Source organism: Streptomyces sp. NBC_01381 (genome assembly GCF_026340305.1).
Classification (GTDB): Bacteria; Actinomycetota; Actinomycetes; order Streptomycetales; family Streptomycetaceae; genus Streptomyces.
Genome location: NZ_JAPEPI010000002.1, coordinates 2,278,390 through 2,294,704, shown reverse-complemented (window position 1 = coordinate 2,294,704; position 16,315 = coordinate 2,278,390). Strand labels below are relative to the sequence as shown.

The 16,315-nt window shown below is 69.8% G+C and carries 13 protein-coding genes; 4 read left to right on the top strand and 9 right to left on the bottom strand.

Annotated features, from left to right (window positions below; translation table 11 throughout):
- Position 1 precedes the first annotated feature (1 nt).
- Positions 2 to 1,822, bottom strand: coding sequence for a non-ribosomal peptide synthetase (locus OG453_RS31870; protein WP_266872014.1), 1,821 nt, complete (start codon positions 1,820 to 1,822; stop codon positions 2 to 4).
- A gap of 485 nt (positions 1,823 to 2,307) precedes the next feature.
- Between OG453_RS31870 and OG453_RS31865 the strand changes: the two genes are divergently transcribed.
- Together OG453_RS31865 and OG453_RS31860 are read left to right on the top strand one after the other, a co-directional pair.
- Positions 2,308 to 3,069, top strand: coding sequence for a helix-turn-helix domain-containing protein (locus tag OG453_RS31865; RefSeq protein WP_266872013.1), 762 nt, complete (start codon positions 2,308 to 2,310; stop codon positions 3,067 to 3,069).
- Positions 3,070 to 3,201: 132 nt separating this feature from the next.
- Positions 3,202 to 4,149: a DMT family transporter gene (locus OG453_RS31860; protein ID WP_266873197.1), complete on the top strand. Its 948-nt coding sequence runs from the start codon at positions 3,202 to 3,204 to the stop codon at positions 4,147 to 4,149.
- Between the two features lie 303 nt (positions 4,150 to 4,452).
- Here OG453_RS31860 and OG453_RS31855 read toward each other — a convergent pair whose 3' ends face one another.
- Positions 4,453 to 4,800, bottom strand: coding sequence for a transposase (locus OG453_RS31855; protein WP_266872012.1), 348 nt, complete (start codon positions 4,798 to 4,800; stop codon positions 4,453 to 4,455).
- Between OG453_RS31855 and OG453_RS31850 the strand changes: the two genes are divergently transcribed.
- Positions 4,762 to 5,346: a hypothetical protein gene (locus tag OG453_RS31850; RefSeq protein ID WP_266872011.1), complete on the top strand. Its 585-nt coding sequence runs from the start codon at positions 4,762 to 4,764 to the stop codon at positions 5,344 to 5,346. The two genes, OG453_RS31855 and OG453_RS31850, sit on opposite strands and share 39 nt — an antisense overlap.
- Before the next feature lie 302 nt (positions 5,347 to 5,648).
- Here the strand turns inward: OG453_RS31850 and OG453_RS31845 are convergent, their stop codons facing one another.
- The 6 genes from OG453_RS31845 to OG453_RS31820 form a co-directional block, all read right to left on the bottom strand.
- The gene (locus OG453_RS31845; protein ID WP_266872010.1) at positions 5,649 to 6,671 is read right to left on the bottom strand and encodes a TIGR03842 family LLM class F420-dependent oxidoreductase; all 1,023 of its coding nucleotides are present in this window, start codon (positions 6,669 to 6,671) and stop codon (positions 5,649 to 5,651) included.
- 35 nt (positions 6,672 to 6,706) lie between these two features.
- The gene (hydA, locus tag OG453_RS31840; protein ID WP_266872009.1) at positions 6,707 to 8,110 is read right to left on the bottom strand and encodes a dihydropyrimidinase; all 1,404 of its coding nucleotides are present in this window, start codon (positions 8,108 to 8,110) and stop codon (positions 6,707 to 6,709) included.
- 61 nt (positions 8,111 to 8,171) lie between these two features.
- Positions 8,172 to 9,455 carry an aspartate aminotransferase family protein gene (locus OG453_RS31835; protein ID WP_266872008.1) on the bottom strand — a complete coding sequence of 428 codons (1,284 nt, stop codon included), beginning with the start codon at positions 9,453 to 9,455 and terminating at the stop codon, positions 8,172 to 8,174.
- Positions 9,452 to 10,294 (bottom strand): nitrilase-related carbon-nitrogen hydrolase, encoded by an 843-nt coding sequence (locus tag OG453_RS31830; RefSeq protein WP_266872007.1) that lies wholly within the window; start codon positions 10,292 to 10,294, stop codon positions 9,452 to 9,454. The genes OG453_RS31835 and OG453_RS31830 overlap by 4 nt, the downstream gene beginning before the upstream one ends.
- A gap of 224 nt (positions 10,295 to 10,518) precedes the next feature.
- Entirely contained in the window at positions 10,519 to 12,015 is a 1,497-nt protein-coding gene (locus OG453_RS31825; protein ID WP_266872006.1) for a hypothetical protein, read from the bottom strand.
- Between the two features lie 209 nt (positions 12,016 to 12,224).
- A complete protein-coding gene (locus OG453_RS31820; RefSeq protein WP_266872005.1) occupies positions 12,225 to 12,476 on the bottom strand; it encodes a helix-turn-helix domain-containing protein in 252 nt (83 codons plus the stop codon).
- 153 nt (positions 12,477 to 12,629) lie between these two features.
- Here OG453_RS31820 and OG453_RS31815 point away from each other — a divergent pair, with 153 nt between their 5' ends.
- Positions 12,630 to 14,486, top strand: a complete 1,857-nt coding sequence (locus tag OG453_RS31815) for a WD40 repeat domain-containing protein (RefSeq protein WP_266872004.1) — start codon at positions 12,630 to 12,632, stop codon at positions 14,484 to 14,486.
- A 9-nt stretch (positions 14,487 to 14,495) separates the two neighbouring features.
- Here the strand turns inward: OG453_RS31815 and ggt are convergent, their stop codons facing one another.
- Positions 14,496 to 16,310 (bottom strand): gamma-glutamyltransferase, encoded by a 1,815-nt coding sequence (gene ggt / locus OG453_RS31810; RefSeq protein ID WP_266872003.1) that lies wholly within the window; start codon positions 16,308 to 16,310, stop codon positions 14,496 to 14,498.
- Between the last annotated feature and the right edge of the window lie 5 nt (positions 16,311 to 16,315).

Below are 16,315 nucleotides of genomic sequence, written 5' to 3'. Positions count from 1 at the left end.
GCTAGAGCTGACGGGTGCGCCTGGCCGACAGGACGCGGCCACGGCCGGCCCGGCCCCTGGCCGTGGCAGCGCCGGGCACGCGGCCGCTCGGCTCGTTCGCCATGGATTCGAGGAACCGCCGCTGCGCGTTGAAGGAGGCGTGCTCGAAGAGGCGGACCAGAGGGAAGCGCACACCGAACTCACGCTGGATCTCCGCGTGGAGCACGACGATGGTCAGCGAGGTTCCGCCCACGTCGAAGAAGTTCGACTCGCGGTCGGCGAGGGATGCCCCGCCGCCGGCCACGGAGAGCCAGATGCGTTCGAGGCGCTCGGCCACCGACCCGCCCCGCGGGCCGGCCGTGCTCGCGTCGGCGGCGCGCCGGGCGCGCTCCTCGATGTGGTGGCGCGCGGCCTCGGCGAGGACCTTGCGGTCGACCTTTCCGTTGGGCAGCTTGGGCAGCTCGGCCTTGAAGAGAAAGGCCGCGGGGACCATGACGCTCATCAGGCGCTCGCCCAGGTAGTCGCGCAACTCCCGCTCGGCGCCCGTGTCGCCCTCCACGACAGCGACGATGACCTTGGTGAACCGGTCCTCCTGCGCGCAGACGAACACGTCGCGGACGCTGGGGTGCGACTGGATCGCGGACCGGACTTCCTGAAGCTCGATGCGGACGCCCGCGATCTTGATCTGGTCGTCCGCCCGGCCGAGGATCTCCAGGCCGCCGTCCGCGGCGCGACGTCCGAGGTCCCCCGTCGGATAGGCGACGACGCGCTGCCCGTCGACGTCGATCTCGACGAACGGCGAGACGAGCCGACCGTCGACGAGGTAGCCGTGCGAGGGGTGCTCCGCGGCGATATGGATCTCGCCGGAGGCACCGTCGGCGCACGGCTTCCCGTGCTCGTCCAGGATGTGGCTGCGCGATCCGGGGCGGTTGGGGCCCACCTGCTGGATCCCGGCGGCCGGGCGCTCGGGGACCCGGTGGGAGTGCTGGGCCAGCGTCGTCTCGGTCGGGCCGTACAGATTCACCACCTGGCAGGCGGGGAAGAGCTCCTGCCAGCTGCGCACCAGGGCGCCGTCCAGCGGCTCGCCCGCGAAGAAGGAGAGCCGGACGGCCGGCATCGGCTCGCTCTGCGCGAGCTCGGACAGCCACACCTTGCCCAGCGAGGGCACCAGGTGGAAACCGGTGATCTCCTTGCTCTGCAGGAACTCCCGCACCCCGGCGGCGTCGAGGTGCTGCTGGTCCGGAATGCACAGCGTGGCGCCCGAGATCAGCGGCATCAGCGCGTCCCGGAACCAGACATCGAAGGACAAGTTCGTCAGGTGCGCGAACCGGTCGTGCGGGCCGATACCGAACTCGCCGGACTGCCACTCCAGGAACTGTGAGAGGCCCGTGTGGCTGCCGATGATCGCCTTGGGCTTACCGGTGGAACCGGAGGTGAAGGCGACATAGGCGTAGTCCTCGTCGTCGAGGTCCGCGACCGGCACGCCCTCGGGCGCGGGCCGCAGCGTGACCCGGTGGCCGTGCGCGCAGTCGACGGTCGCCCGGGCAGGACCGCAGTTCAGCATCGTCTCCCGCCGCCCTTGGGGCAGCGCGTCGTCGACGAGCATGACGATCGCCCCGGCCCGCCACACGCCGAAGACGGCCACGATCACCGAGGCGCTGCGACGGCCCTGGACGCCGACGACGTCACCGGGTCCGATGCCCTGCGCCGTCAGCTCGTCGGCCACGTCCTGGGCCCGCGACAACAACGCGGAGAAAGAGACCGACTCGGAGCCCGCGGTGATCGCGGTCGCGTCGGTGAACTTCTCGCACGCCCGCCGCAAAAGGGTGTCGACCGCTTGCACGGATCAGTTCTCCATCCGGTGAGGCTCGTTCACCGGTCTGTGCCGGGTGAGCGTTCGTTGAGGTTCTTCCCTGCCGCGGCGAACGCACAGTGCGACGATCGGGTCGTCGATTCAGGGTTCGCCTCAGCGATCTCTTCAGCGACCGCGAAAGCAGAGACTGAATGCAGCTCTTTCGCGGGGGCTTTTCTGCCATCGGGCCGCAGCGTATGCAGCGGTAATTCATCCCGGTCAAGCGGCAATAATTTGCCGGTCGAGAGCGAAGTGGCCCCGCGGATTCCGCAGATCCTGACAGCCGCTTCCCAAGATCGTCAACCAGCAAATATTTGCCGCCAGTTCGGCTGCCCCCCGGCCTCCGTGTCGGGCGTCACACTCACACACGCGCAGGCGGCGGGTAGCATACTGACAGGCCGTCACGCTCGCACTTTGACCAGGGAATTACCGTTCTCGGATCTTTGCGCAATACATAGAAAGGTATTTCTCGGGCCGTGCATCACGCCGTAAGACTCCCGGATTTGTTGCGTGCCTGGCGAGCAACCGCGGGAAAGGAATCACAAAGCGGAAAACCGCTCCCGCAGAAAGAAGTCGCCCAACGCATGGCGGTGAGCGAGCGCTGGTATCGCAGCCTGGAGAGCGACGCGGGCGTACCCCTCACCCCTGAAGTGCTGAACCGGCTCGCCACCGCGCTGACCTTGGGCACCGACGAACGTCTGGCCCTCTTCGGGCACGTGTACGTGAACGGCGGGCACGGCAGCGTGCCCGCGCCCAAGGAGCAGGACGCGGCCCAGGTCGCCCTGGCGCGGTGGTTCACCGCCCAGGAACACCTGGCCACGTACCGCGTCGACCACGCGTGGAACGTCGTCGGTCACAGCGAGACCATGGCGACGTGGTTCCCCTGGGTCCTGGAGCCGGGCGCCAACCTTCTGCGCTGGGCCCTCACCACACCCGCCGCGCGCGAACAACTCGCGGACTGGCCCATGCACGCCGCCGCCTACCTCTCCCAGCTGCGCTTCTCGCTGGCGACGAGCCCGCACCACGAGCAGCTCAGCACGCTGCTCGACGAACTGCTCGAAGACCCGGAGTGCCGAGCCCTGTGGGAGCGCGAGCCCAGGGTGCTCGCCTACCGGCAGGGGCACGTGTTCAAGCTGCGTCTTCCGCATGTCTCGGACGAGGACATCATCGTCACTTCGCAGATTCTGCTGCCCGCTTATCAGCCCGAGATCAGGCATGTCCTGCTGCTCCCGCTGTAGCAGTCGGCGCATGACAATCTTGCAGACCACATCCACGTACGGGAAGCACGCGCAAAGCACCAGAGAAAGGCAATCGTGAGCCGGTCGAAGGGAACAACAGAGGCGCCCGGCGCCGCGGGGTCCGCGAGCGGAGTGGACGGCCGCGCGCTCGTCGCGGCCTCCGTCACCGTAGTCCTGTGGGCATCGGCGTTCATCTCCATCCGCAGCTCCGCCACGCACTTCGGACCGGGTGCGCTCGCCTTCGGCAGGCTGGCGGTGGCGGCCGTGGTCCTGAGCGCGATCCTGCTGGTCCGGCGCGAGGGGTTCCCGCCCCGTGAGGCCTGGCCCGGCATAGCCTCCTCAGGCATCCTGTGGTTCGGCGCGTACATGGTCGCGTTGAACTGGGGCGAACGCGAAGTGGACGCCGGCACCGCCGCCATGATCGTCAACGTCGGGCCGATCCTGATGGCGCTCCTCGGCGGGTGGCTGCTCAAGGAGGGCTTCCCCCGCAAGCTGATGGCGGGAATGGCGGTGTCGTTCGCCGGCGCCGTGGTGGTCGGCATCGCCACGTCCGGCAGCGGCGGATCGTCGGTCGTCGGCGTCCTGTTGTGCCTGTTCGCTGCGGTGGTGTACGCGGTGGGTGTGGTGCTGCAGAAGCCGACGCTGAAGCACGCGACTCCGCTCCAGGTGACGACGTTCGGGGCGCTCGTCGGGGCGATCTCCTGCCTGCCGTTCAGCGGCCAGCTGGTCACGCAGGTGAGCCGCGCCCCCGCGTCCGCGACCTGGCAGATCGTGTACCTGGGTGTCTTCCCGACAGCACTCGCGTTCAGCACCTGGGCCTACGCCGTGTCCCGCACCACCGCCGGAAAGATGGGGGCCACGACCTACGCGGTACCGGTCATCGTCGTCCTCATGTCCTGGCTCTTCCTCGGCGAGGTACCCAGCCTGCTCGCGCTCCTCGGCGGCCTCCTGTGCCTGTGCGGGGTCGCGGTCTCCCGGACGCGGGGCAAGACACCGGATCCGCAGGACACTCCGCACGGCCCGGTGACCACCGAGTCCGCCGGGTCCGCCGAAGTGCCGTCGCAGTCCGCGCGCCCTTAGATCCTCCGGATCCGGGGAGAGCAGCCACAGCGATCGACCGTTACGTCCACCGGAGATGGACCGCATCTGAACGAGACCCGCCGAGACCCTCCGAGCCCCGCACGTACGAACTCTGGTGCCACGTCGAGACGTTGACGCTCGAAGCCGGGAGCCGCGGCGCGGCGCGCACCGGCGCCACACAGTCGGCCGGGACGGCACCCGCGTTGCTGTTGGCGATCTTGGCTGTATCAGCTGCCGGGCGGGCGTGGGGTGTTCTGGCAGATTCGTTGGAATGGGGTGAGCAGTCGCGGGAGGCGCGTCTGGTCAGGTGCCGGGTAAAACGTACTCGCTGAGGCGGATCAGGTCGGCACCGGCGGCGGTGAGGATGTGCTTGACGTGTGTCTTCGCCAGTCCGCGGTAGCGGCAGTGGCGCAGGCCGTGTGCGTGGACGGTCTCGGAGACGGTAGCTTCGCAGCCCGCGCGCAAGACGTAGGTGGCGGCCTCGACCGCCGGTTTGCCGGTGCAGGACAGACGGTCCGGACAGGCCCGGCAGGCTTTTCGGGGGGAAGAGCGCCGAGTGGTGCAGTCGGCCGTCGAGTTGAGTGTCGTGCCAGGGCGGACTGGTGACGCCGCGTGGGCAGGTGGCCGCGTGCTGGTCCCATTCAGGACCACATCAAGGACCTGGCCGAGGAGTACATCGACGACAGCGTCCGGCTCTCCAGCCAGATCCGCCCGGGCCGCCTCATCATCGTGGACCTGCGCGACGATCTCATCGAGAAGGACGACGCCCTCGGCCTGTTCGTCGTCCTCATGCAGCTCTTCGCCGACGCCCGGGACGGCGACCGTCGCTTCAACAAGCTTGTCGTCTTCGACGCGGCGCACAAGTACATCGACAGCCCCGACCTCGTGTCCGGCCTCGTCGAGTCAGTCCGCGAGATGCGGCACAAGGGCATGAGCATCCTCGTGGCGAGCCAGGACCCGCCATCCGTGCCGGTCCAGCTGATCGAGCTGTCCAACCACGTGATCTTGCACAAGTTCACTTCCCCGGCCTGGCTGAAGCATCTTCAGAAGGCGAATGCCGCACTGTCCGGACTGACCGCGGAGCGGCTTGCTGCGCTCGGCCCGGGGGAGGCGTACGTCTGGTCCGGTAAGGCCAATGGGTCGGCAGTCAGGGAGCAAGCCGGATACTCTCCGCGATCGGCGACCGCCCCATGCTGAACGGTGCTCCTCGTTGCTGTGTCCTGGCCCCTCTGCTCGGGTTCTAACCGCCACGCAGGCTCCGGCGTTCCCCGCCGCCACGGCGGCCAACGCCGCCGGAGTCCGCGGGGTCCCGGCGCGGGCGTCGGGTGCACAGGAGGCGGCGAGGCACAATGACGATCGCTGGACCGCGCTGCTTGCTCAACGCCCTCGCGAGCACGCTCGCCCTGCGGCTACACGCGCGGGAGCACGGCCCTGTCTCCTACGGCGCATCGCCAGCCCGGCGCCGATCTCCGCCTCCCACTGCTTGGTGAGGCCGGCAGTCAGTCCCGCAGGGCGGGGATGACCGCTGCCCCGTAGCCGTCGATGACGGCCTCGCGGGCGTCGTGCATCGCGTAGACCGCGAACTGATCGACCCCGAGATTCTTCAACTCCCGCAGCTTCGCGACCTGTTGCTCCGCCGTCCCGATGAGACAGAAGCGGTCCACGACCTCGTCCGGCACGAACGCCGTGTCGGGGTTGTCGGCCCGCCCGTGGTGGGAGTAGTCGTACCCCTCGCGGGCCTTGATGTACTCCGTCAGCGCCTCGGGGACCACATCCGAGTGTTCGCCGTACTTGGCCACCAGGTCCGCCACATGATTGCCGACCATCCCGCCGAACCAGCGACACTGCTCACGCGCGTGCGCAAGCGCCGCCGGTGAGTCGTCCTCCGTGAGATACGCGGGCGCCGCCACGCAGATCGTGACCGACGCGGGGTCGCGGCCCGCCGCCGCGGCCGCGTCACGCACCGCCTTGATCATCGTCTTCGTCAGGTAGGGGTCGGCGAGCTGGAGGATGAAGCCGTCGGCCTCCTCGCCCGCCATCTTCAACGCCTTGGGCCCGTACGCCGCCATCCACACCGGCAGTTGGGCATCCGGCTTGATCCAGGGGAAGCGGACGACCGTGCCGCCGCCCAGGTCCGCCTCCCCGCCCGAGGCCAGCGTCCTGATCACCTTCATGGCCTCGCTGATCCGCGCCAGGGTGTTGGGCTTGCGGCCCGCCACCCGCATCGCGGAGTCGCCACGGCCGATGCCGCACACCGTGCGGTTGCCGTACATGTCGTTCAAGGTCGCGAACGTCGACGCCGTCACCTCCCACGTCCGCGTCCCCGGATTGGTGACCATCGGGCCCACGATCAGGTGCTCGGTGTTCGCCAGGATCTGGCTGTAGATGACGAAGGGTTCCTGCCACAGCACCGACGAGTCGAAGGTCCAGCCATAGCGGAAGCCGTTGCGCTCCGCGCGCTTCATCAGGCTGATGACCTGCGAAGCCGGCGGGTCGGTCTGCAGGACGAGTCCGAAATCCATGGTGCGTCGCCTCTCCTAGCCGAGGTACTGCGTCATTAGCCGAGGTACTGCGTCGTGCCGCGCGGGACATAGCAGCCGTGCCCGGCCCGCCCGGTGAACTTCCGCTCGTCGATGACCACTTCGCCCCGCGAAAGCACCGTCTCCACCTGCCCGGTGACCCGTTTTCCCTCGTACGCCGAGTAGTCCACGTTCATGTGATGCGTCTCCACCGACATGACCTGCTCCGCCGCCGGATCGTAGACGACGACATCCGCGTCCGCGCCCGGCGCGATCGTGCCCTTCTTGCCGTACAGGCCGAACATCCGCGCCGGGCTCGCGCAGGCGATCTCGATCCAGCGGCGGCGCGTGATGTGACCGTCCACCACCGCCTGGTGGAGGAGGTCCATGCGGTTCTCCACACCCGGCAACCCGTTCGGGATCTTCGAGAAGTCGCCCCGGCCCAGCTCCTTCTGGCCCACGAAACAGAACGGACAGTGGTCCGTCGACACCACCTGGAGGTCGTTCGTGCGCAGGCCCCGCCACAGCGCCGCCTGGTGCTCGCGCGGGCGCAAGGGAGTTGAGCAGACGTACTTCGAGCCCTCGAAATCCGGCTCCGCGAGGTTGTCCGTGGAGAGGAAGAGGTACTGGGGACATGTCTCGCCGAAGACCGGAAGTCCCTTGTCCCGCGCGGCCGCCAGCTCGGCGAGAGCCTCCTCCGCCGACACGTGCACGACGTACAGCGGAGCCCCCGCGACCCGTGCCAGCTGGATCGCGCGGTGGGTGGCCTCCGCCTCCAGGAGGGCCTTGCGCACCTCCCCGTGGTAGCGCGGATCCGTCTCGCCGCGTGCGAGTGCCTGCTCGACCAGTACGTCGATCGCGATGCCGTTCTCGGCATGCATCATGATCAGCCCGCCGTTCGACGCCGAGCGCTGCATGGCGCGCAGAATCTGCCCGTCGTCGCTGTAGAAGACTCCCGGATACGCCATGAAGAGCTTGAAGCTGGTGATGCCCTCCTCCACCAGGAAGTCCATCTCCTTCAGCGACCGCTGGTTCACATCGGAGAGGATCATGTGGAAGCCGTAGTCGATGGCGCACTTCCCGTCCGCCTTCGCGTACCAGGCGTCCAGACCGGCCCGCAGGGACTGCCCCTGGCTCTGCACCGCGAAGTCGATGATGGTCGTGGTGCCGCCCCAGGCGGCCGCTCGCGTGCCCGTCTCGAACGAGTCGGAGGCAAAGGTCCCGCCGAACGGCAGCTCCATGTGCGTATGCGCGTCAACTCCCCCCGGAATCACGTACTTTCCGGTCGCGTCGATCACGCGGTCCGCGGTCCACGCCTCGGCCGCGTCCGTGCCGTGCGCGGCGAGCGCGGCGATCCGGCCGTCCTCGATCAGCACATCGGCGTGGGTCTCCTCGGCGGCGGTGATGACGAGACCGCCGCGGATCAGGGTGCGGGTACTCATGGTGGGGCGCTCCCTTTCAGGCTTGGGCGTACGTACGTGCGGGCATAGCGGGGTGCGTGGACTACACGCCCCTCAGGGCTCGTTCCAGGAACGTCGCCCCCTCCTCCGCCTCCGCGACCGTCAGCGTCATGGGCGGCGCGATGCGCAGCACGCTCGTGTCGTGGCCGCCGCCCTTGCCGATCAGGAGGCCATCTGCGCGTGCCGCTTCCAGCGCGGCGGCGGCCGCCCGCGGATTCGCCTCGCCCGTGGTGGGGTCGACCAGTTCGATGCCGATCATCAGGCCGCGGCCCCGCACTTCGCGTACGACGGGGATCTGGGCGCAGATGGCGCGCAGCCGCTCGATGAGGAGGCCGCCGACGCGCCGGGCATTGCCCTGAAGGTCGTGTTCCAGGAGGTAGGTGAGGTTGGCGTTGCCCGCAGCCATCGTGACCGGGGAGCCGCCGAACGTCGAAATGGAGTTGGAGTCGAGGGAGTTCATGACGTCGGCGCTCGCCACGACGCCGCCGATCGACATGCCGTTGCCGATGCCCTTGGCGAAGGTGAGCATGTCCGGCGGGCCGCTCGCGGCGTGCGCCTGCCAGCCCCAGAAGTGGTCGCCGGTGCGGCCCCAGCCGGTCTGCACCTCGTCCGAGATCCACAGGATGCCGTGCTCCCGCAGGACCTCGCGGAACGCCGCGTAGAGCCCGTCCGGAGGTGAGGTGAAGCCGCCGACCCCCTGGATCGGCTCGGCGATCAGTGCCGCCACTCCCCCGCGCGCCTGCCCGAGCATGTCCCGCAGGTCGGCCACGCAGGCCTCGGTGAACTCGGCGTCGGTCAGCTTGGCGTACGGGCCGCGGCCGCGGACGCCCCCATGGACGTACAACGTCTGGAGCGGCGAGAGGCTGGTGGGCGACCAGCCGCTGTTGCCGGTGATGCCGACGGCCGTGAACGAGCGGCCGTGGTAGCTGTTGCGCATCGCCAGGATCTGGTTCGAGCGGCGGTGCGTGGTGGCCAGGAGCAGGGCCGTGTCGTTGGCCTCGGTCCCGGAGGTGGTGAAGAAGACGCGGGCGTCCGGGATGCCGGAGAGGCCCGCGACGCGCTCGGCGAGGTCGATCATCGGCCGGTTGAGATAGAGCGTGGACGAGTGGATGATCCGCCCGGCCTGCTCGCTCACCGCCTTGGTGACCTCGGGCAGCGCGTGTGCGGTCATGGTGGTGAGGATGCCGCCGAAGAAGTCGAGGTACTTGCGTCCGTCCGCGTCCCAGACATGGCGGCCCTCGCCATGGGTGATCTCCAGCGGCTCGGCGTAGTAGAGCGCGAGCCACTCGGGCAGGACGGACTTGTGGCGGCTGTACAGATCCCTCACGGCTGGACCAGCCCTTCGTACGCGTCGGGACGGCGGTCGCGGTAGAACGCCCACTGTTGGCGTACTTCCTCGATCAGGCTCAAGTCCAGGTCCCTGACGACGAGTTCCTCGGCCTTGTCGCTCGCGGTCTCGCCGACGAACTGGCCACGCGGGTCGACGAAGTACGAAGTGCCGTAGAAGTCGTTGTCGCCGTACTCCTCGACGCCCACGCGGTTGATCGCGGCGATGAAGTACTCGTTGGCGACGGCGGCCGCGGGCTGTTCGAGCTGCCAGAGGTGGGCGGAGAGGCCGCGGGATGTGGCGGAGGGGTTGTAGACGATCTGCGCGCCGTTCAGGCCGAGCTGGCGCCAGCCCTCGGGGAAGTGCCGGTCGTAGCAGATGTAGACGCCGACCTTGCCGACCGCGGTGTCGAAGACGGGCCAGCCCGCGTTCCCCGGCTTGAAGTAGTACTTCTCCCAGAATCCCTTGACCTGGGGGATGTGGTGCTTGCGGTACTTGCCGAGGTACGAGCCGTCGGAGTCGATCACGGCGGCGGTGTTGAAGTAGAACCCGGACTGCTCGACCTCGAACACCGGCACGACGATGACCATGCCGGTCTCGCGGGCCAGCGCCCGCATACGCGTGACGGTTGGGCCGTCCGGCACGGGCTCGGCCCAGCGGTAGTGCTCGGGCTCCTGGACCTGGCAGAAGTAGGGGGCGTTGAAGACTTCCTGGAAGCCGATGATCTTCGCACCCTGGCGGGCCGCCTCGCGGGCGTGCTCCTCATGCTTGGCGATCATGGATTCGGTGTCGCCGGTCCAGGTCGCCTGGACGAGTGCGGCGCGTACGACGGTGGCCATGAGAGCTGCTCCTTCGCAAGTCCGTGATGGGACGTCAGAGAGCTTCTACGCCCGTAGACTTGATGCGTAGATAGGAGAACGTAAGCCTCGTCGACCTGCTGGGCAAGACCATCGCCGTTAACCGGCGGAGTCGATCATGTTTCGCACCCGAGCGGGCGAGAAGCGATCACCCGGCGATCAGGACACGAGCGTCGTCAGGCGGCGTCAGGCGGCATCAGACGGCGTCAGGCACTGAATCCGGCCACGCGCAGCGCGTGCACCAGATCCCAGTGGTGCTCGTCCGACACGCCCTGGGCCGCCCCCAGGAGCAGCGGTATGAGGCGGTAGGGATCGGTGTGCGCGCAGCCGGCCGCGTCCTCGGCGGTACGGACGCGGAGATAGGCGTCGAGCAGCGCACGGGCCTCGCGCTCGCGGCCCGCGTCGATCAGCGCGAGCACCGCCTCGGCGATTTCCGGCGCGGGCCGTGCAACACCCTGCCGCAGCAGCTTGCGGCAGTCGTCGGCGCGGCCCGACCCGGCGAGCGCGTCGGCAAGGGCGACGAGCCGGTCGGGCGGCAGCGACGCGGCCTCCCAGAGCAGCGTCGACCAGTCGGCGCCGAGGCCCGCCCGGTGCAGTTCACCGGCGAACGCGGGGAGGCGGGCCGCGGGCCAGCCCGCCGCTTCGACGAGCACGCCGTGCGCCTCGCCGCTGCGGCCTTCGCCGCGGAGCCTGACGAGTGCGGCGACGGCTTCGGCGGTGGCGCGGTCGCCGTCGCGGTCCGGTCCGATGAAGACACTGCCGCTGTCGCTGTCGACGTCACCGGGGGCCGGTTCGCGGGCCCCGTCGTCGGCGTGCGCGTACCGTGCGCCGCGCGGAGTGCGCCCGGCGGGCTGCGGCGCGGCCATCTCGGGTACGACGACGGGGTCGGCGGCATCCTCGTCGAAACCGGCGAAGCGGGCGCCGCGCGGCCGGCGGCGCGGGGCGGCGGCCTGCTCGGGGACGCGGGGCTCCTCGGGGGCGGGGGCAGGGGAAGGGGCAGGATCAGGGGCGGAGTCGAAAGGTGCCGCGCCGAAGTCCGGCGGTGAGGCATCGCCGCCGTACTCGCCATACTGCGCGTACGCCGCCTGCTCCCCGTATTCCGAGTACTCCGCCGACGCGGCACCGACGTCGACACCGACCCCGTACGAAGAGACCCCGGCATCCGGCGTGCCCAGGTCGACCCACTGGGGCCGGTCCGCCCGCTCCAACCGCTCGATACGTTCCCGGAGTTCGACACAGCGCGCCGTGGCCCGCTCGTGGTCGTCCCGCACCCAGGCGAGGTCACGGTTGAGCCGTTCCACGTCGTCGGACGTCACCGCGGCGGCGAGCGAACGCCCGAGCTCCGCCTGCCGTTCCACCGCGTACCGCTGCTCGGTGATCATCATGTCGAGGCGCTCGCCGAGCAGCTGACTGCCGCCGGGCCGCGCGTCGTACGCCGCGAGCGAGGCGGCATGCAGGGCGCGCGCCCGCCGCGTCTCCTGCTCGGCGGCCCGCTCCCCGTACGCCGCGGCGAGGTCGTGCAGCAGCGCCTCCACCACGTCCCAGGGCGGCACCTCCGCACCGTCGATGCAGGCCTGCATGCCGTCGGGGTCACGCGACCAGAACACGCCGCACCACCCGGCGCCGGAGTCGAGCCGCGCCAGGAGATCCCGCAGATATCTCGCGAACTCCCGTACCTGATCCGGGAGTTGTCCTACTGCCATCCGAGCCAGCACCGCCCCATGGAGCCTGGAGTCTTCCGGTCCGGAAGATAACACCAGTCGTGTTACGGGACGACTACACGCAGTTTTCCACGGGGCCGGCGGCGCTGTGAGCCGGGACGGGCTCGAAACTCGGGGGGGCACTCCAGGTATCTGCGGGTGCGTCGTGGCCGGTCGCGCGGTTCCCCGCGCCCCTTCGGGGCGCGCCCGGACTAAACCGGCACCAGCGCGCAAGCCTTCGCCACCTCGTCCAACGAAAGACCCAGCGCCACCGCCAGCGCCGACACCGTGAAGAACGCCGGCGTCGGGGCCCGGCCCGTCTCGATCTTGCGGAGTGTCTCGGCGGAGAGTCCGGCGGTCGCGGCCACCTCCACCATGCTCCGCTCGCCACGCGCCGCGCGCAGCAGCAGGCCGAGTCGCTCGCCGCGTTCGCGCTCTTCGGGGGTCAAGGGGGTCCGCACCATGCGCCCATTCTAATACCGAACCCGCCCCGAAGCCTATTCTCATACCGGTATAGTTATTGGTGACCGATCGATCGGGGCGAAGGTACGCGCATCCTCACAGCACTGTGACACCACCACGACATCGGCGACGAAGATCGTTCGTACGATGCTCCGGTGACACACGAGATCATTGACTACGGACAGTTCGCCGACCGGCTGGGGCGTCAACAGGGGCGCCCCCGCTGGTCGTTGCTCGACGAGGTGCAGCGGGAGTGGGGCCATGTGGACCCGGGCGGCGAGCCCGGACACTCACGCTGGGGCGGTGAGAACAAGAAGGTGGGCATCGACTGGGAGCTGCCCGTCCCGCAGGCGCTCAATGAATGGTGGGACTCGCCGCTCAACTCCTTCGCCTTCAACCCGCGCCTGTACTGGGTGCACACCCAGTGGCCGCCGAAGCTCTCCGAGATGGATGTGGACGAGGACAGCGGGCTCATAGGCCCCGATGACGACGACCGCGTGTGCGTCTTCATGTCCGAGTACCACTACGCCCATGAGTGGGGCTACTTGGCCGCCGAGGCCGAACTCCCCGACCCCCGGGTCGTCGTGAGCATCGGCGGCGAGTGGGTGGTGCAGAGCCGCTCGCTCTCCGAGTTCCTGATGCAGCTGGCCTTCGAGCGGATGCCCGCGCACTACGGATATACGCTGCGGTTCGGCCGCGACACCGTCGACGCCGACCCCGAGGTCGTACGGCGCCTTGAGGCCTCGTACCGCGAACTGGGCCTGCTGCCCTGGCAGGAGATGGGCACGGACGCCCTCTCGTACGGCGCTCCGGACGCGGTGATCCGGCACGGCCGCGGCCCCGGGGCCGACTTCAAGATCGTCATCAACGCGCGGACCCGCACCGCGCTGCTCGACGTCGCCCGCACGCTGGGCCTGGAGTGGACCGACAAGGACATCAGGCCGCCGGCCGAGGTGCCCGAGCCGCTGGAGGACCTCGGCCCGGTCGCGCTGCAGGCCGGGGACGCCGACGAGCGCGGGCGGTGGACGGTCCTGACCCGGGAGTACCCGCAGCCGCCGGTGGTGGCCGGTGAGGCGGCGGCGCTGGTCGAAGAGCGCAGCACGCTCAGGGCGGTGGCCTGTCTGCAGGGGCCGACGATGGTGGTGGCCGGGGACACGGAAGGCCGGGTGCACGTCCGGGAGACCGACGACGAGGACCCCGAGACGATCACGCTCACCCTGCACCGCGCCCCGGTGACCTCCGTGACCTGTCTGGAGCTTGCGAGCACGCGCCTGGTCCTGAGCGGCGACGCGAACGGTGTGATCCGCTACTGGTCGACCCGCCGCAAGCCGATGCGCTCGCCGTTCGCCCGCAGGAACACCCCCATCAACTCCCTGGCCGCCGCCGTCCTGCCGACCGGTCCCGCGCTCGCCGCGGCCTGGGCGGACGGCCTGGTCCGCGTCTGGGACCTGGTGTCGGACGCGGTCGCGAACCTCCGCCTCGGCACCGGCATCAAGTTCCTCGGCCTCGACACCGACGGCACCCTGCGCGTCACCGACGCGGAGTCCACGGCGGCGCTCCGCCTCGACCTGGCGAAGCTGTGGCCGCACCGCGACCTCCAACTGCGCCTGGAGGACGTCGACTGGGGCTCGCTGTGGACCGCGCGCGGCCCCGGCCACATGATCCCCGAGCTGATCGGCAAGGTGACGTCGGACGACAAGAAGACGGCCATGGACGCGGTGCACGACCTCTACCGCCTCCTCGTCTCCAAGGAGGCGGCGTCGACCGCCGCCGTCCCGGCCGTCCCGTTCCTGGTCGAGCTCATGACGGACCCGGACAACAAGTCCCGCAGCACGCTGCTCCTGCTCATCGCGGACCTGGCGGACGTCCACCAGGCCCGCGGCGGCCGGGGTGACGCGCAACTCGCGGCCGTACGCGAGGCGTTGCCCACCCTCCGCTATCTGCACGACGACCCGGAGGGCTCCATCCGCTGGGCGGCGAACGAGCTGGAGCAGAACTGCGCGCCCCGCTAGGGGCATGTCCTACTCCGGCCGTACGACCATCGCCGACCCCCCGCCCCTGCGCACCTTCTCCGCGGCGGCGAGCCACTTGCCGTCCGGCAGACGCTGAACGCCGGTGGCCGCCCCGATCTCGGGGTTCTGCTTGAAGGAGTGGCCGATCGCCTCGAGCTCGGGCCGCAGCGGGCTGTCCCACAGCCCCGGCTCGAGCTCGGTCTGGGCGGCGTTCCGCTGGCTCGCGCGCGGCGCGGCGATCGCGTCGACCAGCGGAAGCCCCCGGTCGACGAAGCCCGTCAGGGTCTGCAGGACGGTGGTGACGATCGTCGCGCCGCCCGGCGACCCGAGCGCGACCACGGGCTTCCCGTGCCGGTCGAGGACGATCGTCGGCGAGATCGACGACCGGGGCCGCTTGCCCGGACCCGGCAGGTTCGGGTCGTGCACGGAAGGACTGGCGGGCGCGAAGGAGAAGTCGGTCAGTTCGTTGTTGAGCAGGAAGCCACGCCCCGGCACGGTGATCCCGCTGCCGCCCGTCGACTCGATGGTCAGGGTGTAGGCGACGACGTTGCCCCACTTGTCGGCGGCCGTGAGGTGCGTCGTGTTCTCGCCCTCGTACGTCGTCGGGGCGGCCTTGTCACCGGACCCGCACGCCGCGGGATTGCGCGGATCGCCCGGCGCGAGCGGGCTCTTCAGGACCGCGTCGTCGCGGATCAGGCACTCCCGCGAGTCGGCGAACCGCTGCGAGAGCAGTTCCTTCGTCGGTACGTCCTCGAACGCGGGGTCGCCGACCCAGCGCCCCCGGTCGGCGAAGGCGATGCGGCTCGCCTCGATGTAGCGGTGCAGATACTTCGCCTTCGAGGCCTTGGAGAGGTCGGTGCGCTCCAGGATGTTCAGCGCCTCGCCGACGGTCGTCCCACCGGACGAGGACGGCGCCATCGAGTAGACGTCGAGCCCGCGGTAGGACGTCTTCGTCGGGGCCTGGCCCTTCACCGCGTACGCCTTCAGATCGGCGGTGGAGAGATCGCCGGGCCTGGCGACCCGCCCCGACGCCGGGTCGACGGGCGGCTTGTTCACCGTGCGGACGACGTCCTTGCCGATGCCGCCCCGGTACAGCGCCCCGACACCCTTGCTCCCCAGCTCTTCGTACGTACGCGCAAGATCGGGGTTCTTGAACGTCGAGCCGACGACCGGCAGCTCACCGCCCGGCAGGAACAGCTTCGCCGTGTCGGGGAAGTCCTTGAACCGCTTCTGGTTCGACTCGGTCTGCGCGCGGAAGGTCGGGTCGACCGTGAAGCCGTCGCGGGCCAGGCGCTCGGCCGGCTTCAGGAGCGTGCCGAGGCGTCTGCTGCCCCACCGGTCGAGGGCCGACTGCCAGGTGGCGGGCGTGCCGGGGGTGCCGACGCCCAGGCCGCTGGTCATGGCGTCCTCGAAGGGGATCGGTTTGCCGTTCTCGAGGAAGAGGCCGGAATCGGCGGTCTTCGGGGCCGTCTCGCGGCCGTCGATGGTGCTCACCTTGCGCGTCTTCGCGTCGTAGTGGACGAAGTAGCCGCCGCCCCCTACGCCCGCCGAGTACGGCTCGGTGACGCCGAGCGCCGCCGCCGTGGCGACCGCCGCGTCCACCGCGTTGCCGCCCTTCTTCAGGACCTCGATCCCGGCGGCGGAAGCGTCCGGGTCGACGCTGGATACGGCGCCGCCGTATCCGACGGCCACCGGCACCTTCCCCGTGGCCGGAGCAGGGCTTTCAGCTGAGCGCGGAGACGAAGGGGGCGTGGCGGCACCGACCGACACCAAAACCCCTCCGACCGCCAATAGCGTCAGATTCCGTACGACAGCACGACGCATTCGTA